Below are 12,726 nucleotides of genomic sequence, written 5' to 3'. Positions count from 1 at the left end.
GGGCGCTGTCGACTTCCGCGCCGGGGCCCCGGCGCCACGCACAGATTACTCGATGTCGAGATATCAGGCGGTGGAGGCCTTCTCCCGGGCGACCTCCACCCGGTCCACCCGGCGGCCGTCCATCGCGGTCACCGTGAGCACCGCGTCCCCCCAGGTCACGGAGTCCCCGACGGCGGGGAGGTGGCCGAGCTCGGACATGATGAAACCGGCGAGGGTGTCGTAGGGGCCGTCCGGGAGCTCACGGCCGAGCACCTTGGCCACCTCCGCGCGGCCCAGCAGGCCGGCGACGCTCTCCGTCTCCCCGTGGCCGACGACCTCGGGATCCTCGCGGTCGTACTCGTCCTGGATCTGGCCGACGAACTCCTCGACGACGTCCTCCAGGGTGACGATCCCGTCCGTGCCTCCGTACTCGTCCACCACGATCGCGAGATGGGCGTGGGCACGGCGCATCTCCGTCAGCGCGGTCAGGACCTGCTTGCCCGTCGGGAAGTACAGCAGGTCCCGGACGACGTCGCCGATCGTGCGCACGTGCGGCGCGGGGTTGATGAGGTCGCGGATGTGGATGAAGCCGAGGACGTCGTCGTTGTTCTCGCCCCGCACGGGGTACCGGGAGTGCTCGAGGGTGCCGACCAGCCGCTGCGCCTCCTCCACCGGCATGGCGGCGTCGAGGAACTCCACCTCGGTGCGGGGCGTCATGATCTCCTGCACGGTCCGCTCCCCGACCGAGAGCAGGTCTACGACCATGTCGCGCTCCTCCTCCCCGAGGGACTCGTGCTGGGCGACGAGCGAGCGCAGCTCGTCCGCCCCCATCTCTTCCCGCTGCGCGCTCGGGTCCCGGCCGAGCAGCCGCATGACCACGTCCACCGAGGCGCCGAGGAACCAGATGACGGGCCGCAGCACCGTGGCGATCCAGTCCAGCGGCCGGGCCACGAGCAGCGACACGGTCTCGGCGCTCTGCATGGCCAGGCGCTTGGGCACCAGCTCGCCGAGGACGAGGGACAGGTACGAGATGACCACCGTCGTCGCCACGAACGCGACCCCGTGGGCGAGCGACCCCGGCACGCCCCAGCCCTCGAGGACGGGCGCGACGACGGGCGCGATCTGCGCGGCCCCGAAGGACGCCGAGAAGAAGCCGGCGAGCGTGACCCCCACCTGGACGGCGGAGAGGAACCTGTTGGAGTCGGCGGTGAGCCGCGCGACCTTCGCGCCGGCGCCGCCGCGCCGGGCCATCGACTGCACCTGGCTGTCGCGCAGGGACACCAGCGCCATCTCGGACGCCGCGAACACCCCGCCCAGCAGGATGAAGAGCAGGACGAGGGCGATGTCGGTGACGACGGAACTCACCGCACCATTCTCCGCCAGGACCGCACGGCCCGCCGTCGCAGACCGGACAGGCGAGGACGGGAACCCGCCGTCAGGTGCCCGGCGGCAGGGTCGCGTTCCCCCACGGGCTGAGGTAGCCGAGGGCGAGGGCGAGCGCGAGGAGGAAGACCACGTCGAAGGCACGGGACCGCGCCCCCGGAAGGACCGACTCGGGCACGACGGCGCGGAGCACCGCTCCGAGGGCGAGGAAGGCCGCCAGCGCGGTGACGCCGGTGCGGGCGTCCACCAGGACGGCGAGCAGGCAGACCAGGACGATCGCCGCGACGACGACCGCGAAGGTCGTCGAGCGGAGGAGGCGCGCGCTGGTCATGGTGCCGACGAGACTACCGTGGCGACGTGCCCGAAACCCTCGACGTCCCGGCCGCAGAGACCCGTGACGCGCCCCGCCCACCCCGCTCGGTGCTCGTCGTCGGCGCGGGGCTCGCCGGTCTGCGCACGGTCGCCGAGCTGCGCGCGCAGGGCTTCACCGGCGGGATCACGGTGGTGGGCGCCGAGACCAGCGCGCCGTACGACCGACCGCCGCTGTCGAAGGAGCTGTTCGCCCGGTCCGAGCCCGTGTGGCTGGCGGGCGAGGGCTACGGCGACCTCGCCGACCTCGCCGACCGGGTGCTGCTCGGCCACCGGGCCGTACGCCTCGAGGCCGGCGACGACGGCGCCCGGGTGGAGGTCGAGCCGGCCGCGGGCGGCGGGACGATCACGCTCGAGGCCGACGCCGTGGTCCTGGCGGTCGGCGCGCACGCCGTGACGCCGCCCGGCTGGTCGGGCGCGCTGCTCCTCCACGAGGCGGCGGACGCGGCGCGGCTGCGCGCGCTGCTCGTGCCCGGCCGGCGCCTCGTCGTCGTCGGCGCCGGGTGGATCGGGGCCGAGGTGGCCGGGCTCGCGGCCGCGCGCGGGTGCGAGGTGCGCGTCGTGGAGGCGGCGCCGACACCGCTCGCCCGGCAGGTCGGCACGCGGGTGGGGGCGCTGACGGTGCCCTGGTACGCCGCGGCCGGCGTCGAGCTGCGCTGCGGCGCCCCCGTCGGCGCCGTGCGGCCGGGCGAGGTCGAGCTGGCCGACGGCGAGGTCCTCCGCGCCGACGTCGTCCTCGCCGCCACCGGGGTGCGTCCGGCCACGAGGTGGCTCGCGGGGACCGTGCCGCTGACCCCGCGCGGCGCCGTCCCGGTCGACGAGTCGGGCCGGGTGATCGGCGGCCCGGTCTCGGTCCGCGCGGTCGGAGACTGCGCCGACATGTCGGTCGCCGGGGTCGGGACGGTGCCCGGCGGGCACTGGGACGCCGCCCTGACCCATCCCGCGGCCCTGGTGGCCGGCCTGCTGGGGAACGACGCCCCGCCGACGCCGGCGCCGTACGTCTTCTCCACCCAGCTCGGGCACGAGCTCACCCTCGTCGGCCGGCCGCACGACGGCGAGGAGATCGTGCTGCGCGGGGACCCGGACGCCGGCGGCTGGACCGCGCTGTACCTCACCCGGGAGGCGTACGCGCCGACGGACCCGGCGACCGGTCCGGCCCGGCTGGTCGGCGGTTTCACCGTGGACCGCCCGCGCGACGTCTCCCCGCTGCGCAAGCTGCTCGCGGGGGGCGCGCGCCCGGCCCTGGACCTCGACCGGGCGCTCGACCCGGCGGTCCCGCTGCGCAAGGCCGTCGCGAGCTGACCGGCCGGCGGCGGTCAGGCGGGCACGCCGCAGCGGTTCCCCCGACGACGACGCGGCGCCGGGACCCACGTGGGGTGCCGGCGCCGCGACGGGAGGGTCAGTGGGCGAAGTGCCGGGTGCCCGTGAAGTACATCGTGATGCCGGCGGCCTCGGCCGCGGCGATGACCTCCTCGTCCCGGATGGACCCGCCGGGGTGGACGACGGCGCGCACGCCGGCGTCGATGAGCACCTGGAGGCCGTCGGCGAACGGGAAGAACGCGTCCGAGGCGGCCACGGCGCCGCGGGCCCGCTCGGGGCCGGGGGCTGCGCCGTCGACGTTCTCGGCGCCTCCGGCGGCGTCGACGTCGGAGATGACCGGCGCACCGAGGGTGTTCGCGCGCTCGACCGCGAGGCGGCAGGAGTCCACGCGGTTCACCTGACCCATGCCCACCCCGACGCTGGCGCCGTCACGGGCGAGCAGGATCGCGTTGGACTTCACCGCCCGCACGGAGCGCCAGGCGAACTCGAGGTCCGCCAGGGTCGCCTCGTCGGCGGCGGGGCCGGCCGCCAGGGTCCAGACGGTGGGGTCGTCGCCGGGGGCGTCGACCCGGTCGGTGGCCTGCAGGAGCAGGCCTCCGCTGATCGGCCGCGTCTCGACGGCGCCGCGCGCCGAGCCGGCGACGCGCAGGAGCCGGACGTTCTTCTTGCGGGAGAGGATCTCCACCGCCGCCTCCTCGAAGTCGGGGGCGAGGACGACCTCGGTGAAGACGGGGGCGAGCTGCTCGGCCATCTCGGCGGTGACCGGGCGGTTGGCGGCGACCACCCCGCCGTAGGCGGAGACCGGGTCGCAGGCGTGGGCCTTCCGGTGAGCCTCGGCGATGTCCGACCCCGTGGCGATCCCGCAGGGGTTGTTGTGCTTGACCACGGCGACGGCCGGGCCCTGGTGGTCGTGGGCGGCGCGCCAGGCGGCGTCGGCGTCGACGTAGTTGTTGTAGCTCATGGCCTTGCCGTGGAGCTGCTCGGCCTGGGCGAGCCCGGGCTCGCCGTGCCCGCTGGTGTACAGGGCCGCACGCTGGTGGGGGTTCTCGCCGTAGCGCAGCACCGCCTGACGGTCCCACGTGGCCCCGACCCAGCCGGGGAAGCCGGTGGCCGAGCCCTCGACCTCGTCGTCGGGCGCGAGGACGTTTCCCATCCAGGAGGCGACGGCGACGTCGTAGGTGGCGGTGTGGCGGAACGCCTGGGCCGCCAGCGCTCGCCGCTCGGCCAGGGTGAAGCCGCCGCCGGCGGCGGCCCGGGCGACGTCGTCGTAGCGGGAGGGGTCGACGACGACGGCGACGGACGGGTGGTTCTTGGCGGCGGCGCGGACCATGGTGGGCCCGCCGATGTCGATCTGCTCGACGCACTCGTCCACGCCCGCGCCGGAGGCGACGGTCTGCGTGAAGGGGTAGAGGTTGACGACGACGAGGTCGAAGGGCGCGATGCCGAGCTCGCCCAGCTCCTCGCGGTGGCTGGCGAGGCGGCGGTCGGCGAGGATGCCGGCGTGCACCCGCGGGTGCAGGGTCTTCACCCGGCCGTCGAGGCACTCGGGGAACCCGGTGACGTCCTCGACGGCGGTGACGGGGACGCCCGCCTCGGCGATGGTCCGGGCGGTGGACCCGGTGGAGACGATCTCCACGCCCGCGGCGTGCAGGGCGGCGGCGAGCTCGGTCAGGCCGGTCTTGTCGTAGACGGAGACGAGCGCCCGGCGCAGCGGCACCTGGTCCCCGACGGGCTCGATGATGGGGTTCTGGCTCATGGCAAAGCTCCTGGGTCGACGGCGTGTGCAGCGGGCGTCCGACGACGCCCGACCCAGGCACCCAGGCGTGCGGTGCGCTGACGGGAACTTCCGGCCGCTCCCCGGTGGTGTGCTCCACCTTCGCCAGTCACGGCCGGGGCCCACTCTAGCGAACCGGCCGAGGCGCGGCCCGACCCGTTCAGCTGCGCAGCCGCTCTGCGCTCCGCCGCTGTGCGCTCAGCCGCCGAGGCGGACGCGGCGCCCCTCGATGCGCCATCCCTCGCGGGCGAGGCGCCCGACCTGCTCCACGAGCTGAGCGCGCTCCGCGACCTTGATGCGCTCCGTGAGCGAGGCCTCGTCGTCATCCTCGAGGACCGGGACGGCCACCTGGGCGAGGATCGCGCCGGTGTCGACGCCGGCGTCGACGAAGAACAGGGTCGCCCCGGCGAGCTTGACCCCGTACGCCAGGGCGTCGCGCGGCCCGTGGATCCCGGGGAACGCGGGCAGGAGCGCGTTGTGGGTGTTGACGTACCGGCCCTCGAAGCGTTCGAGGAACTGCGGGCCGCACAGCTTCAGGAACCCGGCGGAGATCACGAGGTCCGGCCGGTGCGCGGCGACCTGCTCCGTCAGGGCGGCGTCCCACTGGGACCGGTCCGGGTACGCGCCGACCCGCTCGACGAAGGTGGGGATCCCGGCCGCCCGGGCGATCGCCTCGCCGCCGGTGCCCTCGCGGTCGGCCCCGACGGCGACGACCTGGGCCCCGTAGGCCGGGTCCGCCGCGGCCTCGAGGAGCGCCGCGAGGTTCGAGCCGCCGCCGGAGACGAGCACCACGAGGCGGGCGGGCCGGCCCGGGGCGGCGTGGAGGGAGGCGGGCGCGTCGCTGGTCACCCTGCCGAGGGTAACGGCCCGGTGGGAGATGATGAGCCCATGCCCGAGCAGCAGGTCCGCCCGCCCCGGCAGGGGCCGGCGACTCGACAGCAGGGGGCGCCACCTCGTCAGGGGCGTCCGCCGTCGCCGCCGACCGGCGGCCCCGGCCACGGACCGGGGCCCGGCCGTCCCGCCGACCACGGCCCGGCCCCGGACGAGGCCGCGCAGCGGGACGCGCTGCGGTGGGTCCGTCTTTTCGGCCTGGCGATGGTCGCGGCGCTCGGGCTGGGTCTGCTCACGCTGCCCTGGCCCTGGGCGCTCCTGCCCGGTCTGCTGTGCCTGGCCGCACTGGCCCTCGGCATCGTCGCCCTGGTGAAGGTGCGCAGCGCGAAGGTCCGCGGCGCGGTCACCCCGGTCCTGGTGGTGGGCCTGGTGCTCGCCGCGTTCCTGGCGCTGGCGGCGTCGGGGCAGGTGGTGCTGTGGCGCGAGTACAGCGCCTACTCCCGGTGCATGGACGGGGCGATCACGGGGCAGGCGAAGGACTCGTGCATCGCGCAGCTGGAGCGGTCCCTCGAGGACCGCATGCAGCAGGTGCTCGAGGCGCCCCAGGGCTGAGCGGACGGTCGTGACGAGAACCTGCCGGCACCGAGAGCCGGGGCGCGTGCTCAGTCGCGGCCGGGTTCGGTCCAGTCCGACAGGGTGGGCCCGGACCACCGGCCGAGGCGTCGACCCCGGCGCGGCTTCCCCTCGCTCTTCGCCGGGTCCTCCGGTGCGGCGGGCGGGCGGACGGCACCGCTGACGGCGTGCCACCCAGGCAATGAGGCGGCGCTGCGGGCCTCTGCACGGTCCCCGTCCACGTCCTCGTCCAGGTGCTCCGGGGACTCGGCCGCCCGGGAAGCGTCGTGGGACTCGTGTTCCGCGGCCTCGCCGACGGCCGCGTGCGCGCCGGCAGCCACTCTGGCGGCTCCGCCCTCGGGTCCGCTGCTGTCCTCACGTGCCAGGGCGACACGCGCGACGGCGACCTCACGTGTGCCGTCGTCCTCACGCGCGCCGTCGTCCTGACGCGCGCCGTCGTCCTCGATCTCCTCGCGACGGGCGCCGCGTCGCTCCGCGACCTCGCTCATCCGCTCCCGCGCGCCGCGCGCCCCGGCGCCGAGGCGCTCGGCGGTGCGGGGGTGGAGCGCCACGACCGTGAGGAGCACCGCCGTGCCGAGCTCGGCGAGGACCATGGCCGCCACGGCGGCGGGCTCGCCGCCGGTGTGCGCCATGCGCCCGGGGCCGACCGCTCCGGCGGCCGCCTGCACGAGCGCGGCCGTCACGAGGGCGGCACCGAGCGCGCAGACCACGGCCGAGCCGGCGGCCCGGGCGAGCGACTCCTGCGGCAGCCGCCGGTGGAGCAGCACCCCCACGACGACGCCGACGATCGCGGGCGCCACGACCACCCACTGCGGCCCCGGCGCCTCCGGGGAGGGCAGGGCACCCAGGAGCGGGACGGCCGGCAGCGGCGCGGCGAGCACCTCCCCCGGCGCGAACAGCGTCCCGCTGCCCACGGCGAAGCCGGGGCCGGCCACCCAGGCCAGGGCCCAGACGACGACGGTCGGCAGGTAGAGCAGCTGGGCCAGCGTCATCAGGATCGTGCCGAGCGGGTCGAGCACGTACGCGTCCTGGACCATCCGCACCCGGTCCCACCCGACGACCGTCCCGACCGCGACGGCGGCGACGCTCAGCGCCACGAGGCCGACCAGCGCCCAGGCGACCGCCCGGAGCCCGCCCCTCACCCAGCCGGGGACCCGCGCCCACCAGCCGGCCCACCAGGCCGGGGTGGCGGCACCTGTCCGGCGCACCCCCGCACCGACGCCGAGGACGGCGACGACGGCGCCGCCGAGGAGAGCCGCGGGCTGCGGCCCCGGGCCGGCGGTCACCGAGGCGACCAGCATGGCGAGCACGAAGCCAGCGACGGCGAAGGCGCCGGCACCGTAGCTGTCCAGCCGCATCCGGCGGTTGGCGCCGTAGACGAGCGCGAGGCTGAGCAGGGTCAGCCCGAGCGGGGGCAGGGAGACCGCGCCGCCGGCGACGCTCACCGAGCCGCCGTGGGCGAGGAGCCACAGCGATGTTCCCGTGCGCGCGGCGGTCTGCCAGTCGGCGTCACCGAGGGCGGGCGCCGCCGCCGTCGCCACGTACGCGGCGATCGCGGGGACGACGACGGTGAGCCAGCTCAGGACGGCCGCCTCCACGCCGCCGACCAGTCCCCTGAGCCAGCCCTCGGGCAGGCGGCGGTTGGGGGTCATCACCGGCACGTCGATGACGTGCGGCACACGGGAGTCGGTGGTGGCGGGCATCGGATCCATGGTCCGGCCTGGTCGGCCCCCGGGCGCGGTCCCGGCGCGGCGTGTCGGCCACGGGCTGCCGCCGCCGTCGCGACCGGGCCGCTCCGCACCTGCTCCGGGAACGACGACGGCGGCCGCCCCGCTCGGGACGGCCGCCGTCGTGGTCGTGCTGCGGGGTCAGGCCCCGAGCAGCTCGCGTGCGAGGCGGGCGGTCTCGGACGGCGTCTTGCCGACCTTGACCCCGGCCGCCTCGAGGGCGACCTTCTTGGCCTCGGCCGTGCCGGAGGAGCCGGAGACGATGGCGCCGGCGTGGCCCATGGTCTTGCCCTCGGGAGCGGTGAAGCCCGCGACGTAGCCGACGACCGGCTTGGTCACGTTCTCCTTGATGAACGCCGCCGCACGCTCCTCGGCGTCGCCGCCGATCTCGCCGATCATGACGATGAGCTCAGTCTCCGGGTCGTCCTGGAAGGCCTGCAGGGCGTCGATGTGCGTGGTGCCGATGATCGGGTCGCCGCCGATGCCGATGGCGGTGGTGAAGCCGATGTCGGAGAGCTCGTACATCATCTGGTAGGTGAGCGTGCCCGACTTCGAGACCAGGCCGATGCGGCCCGGGCCGGTGATGTTGGCCGGGGTGATGCCCACGTTGGACTGGCCCGGGGTGATGATGCCGGGGCAGTTCGGGCCGATCAGGCGCACGCCCTTGGACTCGGCGTAGGTGAAGAACTCGGCGGTGTCGGCCACCGGGACGCCCTCGGTGATGATGACGACGAGCGGCATGCCGGCGTCGACGGCCTCGATCACGGCGGCCTTGGTGTGGGCCGGCGGGACGAAGATGACCGAGACGTCCGCGTCGGTGGCCTCGCGGGCCTCGGCCACCGAGCCGAAGACCGGCACGGAGACGGTGCCCGCCTCGCGGGACTCGGCGCCCGGCCCGAGGGGCTGGACGTCGAAGTCGACGCTGGTGCCGGCCTTGCGCGGGTTCACGCCGCCGACGATCTGCGTGCCGGCGTTGAGCATGCGGGAGGTGTGGATCTGGCCCATCGCACCGGTCATGCCCTGGACGATGACCTTGGAGGAGGAGTTGAGGAAGATCGACATGGTTGTTCTGTCCGTCCTTACTTCGCGGCCGCGAGCTCGGCGGCCTTGGCCGCGGCCTCGTCCATCGTGGGCACGACGGTGACGAGCGGGTGGTTCGCCTCGGCGAGGATCTTGCGGCCCTCCTCGACGTTGTTGCCGTCCAGGCGGACGACGAGCGGCTTGGCCGCCGCGTCACCGAGGATCTCGAGGGCCTTCACGATGCCGTTGGCGACCTCGTCGCAGGCGGTGATGCCGCCGAAGACGTTGACGAACACCGACTTCACCTGGGCGTCGCCCAGGATGACGTCGAGGCCGTTCGCCATGATCTCGGCGTTGGCGCCGCCGCCGATGTCGAGGAAGTTCGCCGGCTTGACCCCGTGCTTCTCGCCGGCGTAGGCGACGACGTCGAGGGTCGACATGACCAGGCCCGCGCCGTTGCCGATGATGCCGACCTCGCCGTCGAGCTTGACGTAGTTCAGGTCCAGCTCCTTGGCCTTGGCCTCGAGCGGGTCCGCCGCGGCCTTGTCCTCGAGCTCGGCGTGGTCGGGGTGCCGGAAGTCGGCGTTGGCGTCGAGGGTGACCTTGCCGTCCAGGGCGATGATCGCCCCGTCCTCGGTGCGCACGAGCGGGTTGACCTCGACGAGCGTCGCGTCCTCCGCCTCGTAGACGGTCCAGAGCTTCTGGAGCACGCCGGCGACCTCGTCCGCGATCTCGGGGGCGAACCCGGCCGCGTCGACGATCTCCTTGGCCTTGGCCTCGTCGATGCCGACCGTGGGGTCGACGGCGATGCGGGCCAGCGCCTCCGGGCGCTCGACGGCGAGCTGCTCGATCTCCATGCCGCCCTCGACGGACGCCATCGCGAGGTAGCGGCGCTCGGACCGGTCCAGCAGGACGGAGAAGTAGTACTCCTCGGCGATCTTCGCGCCCTCGGCGATCATCACCCGGTGGACGGTGTGGCCCTTGATGTCCATGCCGAGGATCTCGCTCGCGCGCGCCTCGGCCTCCTCCGGGCTGTGGGCGAGCTTCACGCCGCCCGCCTTGCCGCGGCCGCCGGTCTTGACCTGCGCCTTGACGACGACGGTCCCGCCGCCCAGCTGCTCCGCCGCGGCCTTGGCCTCGGCCGGTGTCGTCGCGACGATCCCGCGGAGCACGGGCACACCGTGCTTCTCGAAAACGTCACGAGCCTGGTACTCGTAGAGGTCCACCCCGCTGCGTCCTTCCGTTGTCTACAACACGATGTTTCGACATCGAGACATCCGCCGAAGAGACTATCGCGCCACGCGAGGTGGCCGCGCGGTCACCAGTTGCTGAGACGTGGCTCTCACGATCGGGACGCTGCTCGCCGGTGCGGCGGGCGCCGGCGGAGAGTCGGCGCGCCTCGCCGTCGCTGACCTGCGGCTGGTCGTCCGGTCGGCACGCGGCGGGGGGCCGGACCGCCGTTGGACCGGCCGGTCCCGGGTCAGGTGAACGTGACCGAGGTCACTCACCCTCGGCGGCCGCGTCGGCGGAAGCGTCCGCGACCTGATCGTTCGCGCCTGCTGCCTGGTCGCTGGCGACCGCGGCCGGGTCGGTGGGGGCGTCAGGCTCGCCGCCGCCCAGGCCCGCGCCGACGGCCGCGGCCCCGCCCAGGTCCGCGCCGATCTGGTCGGGGAAGAGCACGGGGCTGCCCGTGAGCCGCTCCGACAGCGCGGCGAACGCGGACTCCAGCAACTCGGCGTACAGGTGCGCCCCCTCGATGCCGGGGTGGATCCGGTCGGACTGAAGCAGCTCGGGCTGCCGCGAGATGGCGCCGTGCCAGTCGGCGACGATCGCGTTGGGGTACTCGGCGACGATCTCTGCGAGGGTGGCGTTCGCCTCCGGCACCCAGTCGCTGCCGCCGTAGAGGTTGACGACGACGACGAGCCGCTGGGGCCCGAGCTTGTCCATCACCCGGCGCACGACGGCCTCGTCCTCGATCCCCGCGTTCGTGCCGAAGTCGAGGAACACGGCGCGGCGCACGGTTCCCTCGGCGAGGCGTGCGTCCACCGCGGCCTCGCCGTCGGACCATCGCCGGATCGACTTCGCGTCGAGCATGATGCCGGGGAAGCGGTGCTCCAGACCGTCGGCGCTGGTGACGACGATGGAGTCGCCGAAGCCGGTGATCTCCTCCCCCGACGGCATCGACCAGTCGGCGCGTGCCGCGAGGTCGACGGCCGCCGCCTGCTCCGCGGAGGCGTCCACCGCGGCCTGCGCGGCCTCGATCTGCTCCTGCGTGCGGGAGCGTTCGGGAGCCACCGCGACGGCGCCGGCGGTGAGCAGCACGAGGGCCCCGGAGACGGCGACGGCCGTCCGGGCGAGGCCCCGCCGTGCGGGGACGCGGCTGCGAAGGGCCCTCCGCACGCGGGCGGCGGAGCCGCGGAACCCGTGCTCGCGCACCGGCTGCTCGAGCCAGCGGTACGACGCGGCGGACACGACGAGGGTGACGACGAGGGCGAGCCCGCGCACCGCCCAGTGGGCCGGCGAGTCGTGCGCGGCGGGCAGCGCCTCGGTGAGGATGACGATCGCGGGCCAGTGCCACAGGTAGATGCCGTACGACCGCTGCCCCACCCACTCCAGCGGGCGCAGACGCATGAGCCGCTGGAAGAGGGCCGGCCGACCGAGCAGCGACGCGATCAGGACGGCGGTGAGGACCGAGGCCAGCAGGATGCCGCCACGGAACGTCAGCGGGTTCGACTGCTCGATCGTGAGCATCAGCGTCGCGAGTCCGGCGAGAGCGGCCAGGGCCGCGGGCTGGCGCCACCGCAGCCAGCCGCGCGAGGTGAGCGCGCCCTGCGGGTCGGACCAGGCGAACGCCAGGGCGGCGCCGATCATCAGGCCGAACACGTGGGTGTCGGTGCCGTAGTACACACGGGTGGCGTCCTCGCCGGGCGTGTGGAGAACCGCCATGAGCACCGCGGAGACGGCGGCCGCTCCCAGCGCCAGCCGGGTCCGCGGGCGGGCCGTCGACGTCGCCGCCATGATCGCCGCGAGGACGAGCGGCCACAGCAGGTAGAACTGCTCCTCCACCGCGAGGGACCAGAAGTTCACGAACAGCTGGGGCGAGGTCGCCGTGAAGTAGCTGGAGCCCGCGGCGATCTCCAGCCAGTTGCTCGAGAACGTCAGCGCCCCGAGCGTCTGCCGGCCGATGCTCACCAGCAGGTCCGAGCTCACCGCCCAGGCGGCCGGGATGCTGACGACGACCACCAGGGCCAGCGCCGGCAGCAGGCGCCGGGCGCGCCTGATCCAGAACCGGGGAAGGTCGATGCGGCCGCGGTTCCCGAGCTCGCGGACGAGGAGGGTGGTGATGAGGAACCCGGAGACGACGAAGAAGACGTCGACGCCGAGGAAGCCGCCGGGGAGCGACTCTGGGCGCAGGTGGTAGACCAGCACCGCGACGATCGCCAGCGCGCGCAGGCCGTCGAGCCCCTCGATCCTTCCGCCGCCCGGCCGGGAGCCGGAGCGCCGGGGCCGCCCGCCGGGCCGCGTCGCGGGGGGCCGGTCGGCCGTGCGGGACCGGGTGCGTGGCTCCTGCACCTGCGTCGCCATGGCCGCCTCCCCGGGCTCACCTGTCCTGGGACGAGGCTAGGAGGCACCGGTGACATCGCCGCGCAGGCGCGCGGGGGACGGCGCCAGGAATCAGGACCGGGTGGG

General features: G+C 74.9%; 10 protein-coding genes and 1 riboswitch. Of the genes, 2 read left to right on the top strand and 8 right to left on the bottom strand.

The window, feature by feature from the left end; all coding sequences use genetic code 11:
* Positions 1–63 precede the first annotated feature (63 nt).
* Together ABD774_RS10670 and ABD774_RS10665 are read right to left on the bottom strand one after the other, a co-directional pair.
* Entirely contained in the window at positions 64–1,344 is a 1,281-nt protein-coding gene (locus tag ABD774_RS10670) for a hemolysin family protein (protein WP_345040800.1), read from the bottom strand.
* Between the two features lie 70 nt (positions 1,345–1,414).
* A complete protein-coding gene (locus tag ABD774_RS10665) occupies positions 1,415–1,693 on the bottom strand; it encodes a DUF3017 domain-containing protein (RefSeq protein WP_345040799.1) in 279 nt (92 codons plus the stop codon).
* A gap of 26 nt (positions 1,694–1,719) precedes the next feature.
* On the opposite strand from ABD774_RS10665, the gene ABD774_RS10660 reads away from it, so the two are divergent.
* On the top strand, positions 1,720–3,033 hold the full coding sequence (locus ABD774_RS10660; protein WP_345040797.1) for an NAD(P)/FAD-dependent oxidoreductase: 1,314 nt from the start codon (positions 1,720–1,722) through the stop codon (positions 3,031–3,033).
* Between the two features lie 97 nt (positions 3,034–3,130).
* Here ABD774_RS10660 and purH read toward each other — a convergent pair whose 3' ends face one another.
* The gene (purH, locus tag ABD774_RS10655; protein WP_345040794.1) at positions 3,131–4,807 is read right to left on the bottom strand and encodes a bifunctional phosphoribosylaminoimidazolecarboxamide formyltransferase/IMP cyclohydrolase; all 1,677 of its coding nucleotides are present in this window, start codon (positions 4,805–4,807) and stop codon (positions 3,131–3,133) included.
* Between the two features lie 52 nt (positions 4,808–4,859).
* Positions 4,860–4,948: riboswitch (ZMP/ZTP riboswitch) on the bottom strand.
* 75 nt (positions 4,949–5,023) lie between these two features.
* Entirely contained in the window at positions 5,024–5,674 is a 651-nt protein-coding gene (purN, locus tag ABD774_RS10650; RefSeq protein WP_345040792.1) for a phosphoribosylglycinamide formyltransferase, read from the bottom strand.
* 39 nt (positions 5,675–5,713) lie between these two features.
* Here purN and ABD774_RS10645 point away from each other — a divergent pair, with 39 nt between their 5' ends.
* Positions 5,714–6,268 carry a hypothetical protein gene (locus tag ABD774_RS10645; RefSeq protein WP_345040789.1) on the top strand — a complete coding sequence of 185 codons (555 nt, stop codon included), beginning with the start codon at positions 5,714–5,716 and terminating at the stop codon, positions 6,266–6,268.
* 50 nt (positions 6,269–6,318) lie between these two features.
* Here the strand turns inward: ABD774_RS10645 and ABD774_RS10640 are convergent, their stop codons facing one another.
* The 4 genes from ABD774_RS10640 to ABD774_RS10625 all read right to left on the bottom strand — a co-directional run bounded on the left by ABD774_RS10640 (position 6,319) and on the right by ABD774_RS10625 (position 12,621).
* Positions 6,319–7,992 carry a cell division protein PerM gene (locus ABD774_RS10640; protein ID WP_345040787.1) on the bottom strand — a complete coding sequence of 558 codons (1,674 nt, stop codon included), beginning with the start codon at positions 7,990–7,992 and terminating at the stop codon, positions 6,319–6,321.
* A 165-nt stretch (positions 7,993–8,157) separates the two neighbouring features.
* Positions 8,158–9,078: a succinate--CoA ligase subunit alpha gene (gene sucD, locus ABD774_RS10635; RefSeq protein WP_345040784.1), complete on the bottom strand. Its 921-nt coding sequence runs from the start codon at positions 9,076–9,078 to the stop codon at positions 8,158–8,160.
* Positions 9,079–9,095: 17 nt separating this feature from the next.
* Positions 9,096–10,262, bottom strand: coding sequence for an ADP-forming succinate--CoA ligase subunit beta (sucC, locus tag ABD774_RS10630; RefSeq protein ID WP_345040781.1), 1,167 nt, complete (start codon positions 10,260–10,262; stop codon positions 9,096–9,098).
* Positions 10,263–10,536: 274 nt separating this feature from the next.
* Positions 10,537–12,621 carry an acyltransferase family protein gene (locus ABD774_RS10625; RefSeq protein ID WP_345040779.1) on the bottom strand — a complete coding sequence of 695 codons (2,085 nt, stop codon included), beginning with the start codon at positions 12,619–12,621 and terminating at the stop codon, positions 10,537–10,539.
* Between the last annotated feature and the right edge of the window lie 105 nt (positions 12,622–12,726).

The organism is Georgenia daeguensis (assembly GCF_039537705.1).
Lineage (GTDB): Bacteria > Actinomycetota > Actinomycetes > Actinomycetales > Actinomycetaceae > Georgenia > Georgenia daeguensis.
This window is presented reverse-complemented; position numbering and strand designations above follow the sequence as displayed.

What these genes read in the sequence shown, in the direction of transcription:
- ABD774_RS10640 (WP_345040787.1), bottom strand. Translation starts at nt 7,992, where the DNA reads ATGCCCGCCACCACCGACTCCCGTGTGCCGCACGTCATCGACGTGCCG.
- sucD (WP_345040784.1), bottom strand. Translation starts at nt 9,078, where the DNA reads ATGTCGATCTTCCTCAACTCCTCCTCCAAGGTCATCGTCCAGGGCATG.
- purH (WP_345040794.1), bottom strand. Translation starts at nt 4,807, where the DNA reads ATGAGCCAGAACCCCATCATCGAGCCCGTCGGGGACCAGGTGCCGCTG.
- ABD774_RS10665 (WP_345040799.1), bottom strand. Translation starts at nt 1,693, where the DNA reads ATGACCAGCGCGCGCCTCCTCCGCTCGACGACCTTCGCGGTCGTCGTC.
- ABD774_RS10645 (WP_345040789.1), top strand. Translation starts at nt 5,714, where the DNA reads ATGCCCGAGCAGCAGGTCCGCCCGCCCCGGCAGGGGCCGGCGACTCGA.
- ABD774_RS10625 (WP_345040779.1), bottom strand. Translation starts at nt 12,621, where the DNA reads ATGGCGACGCAGGTGCAGGAGCCACGCACCCGGTCCCGCACGGCCGAC.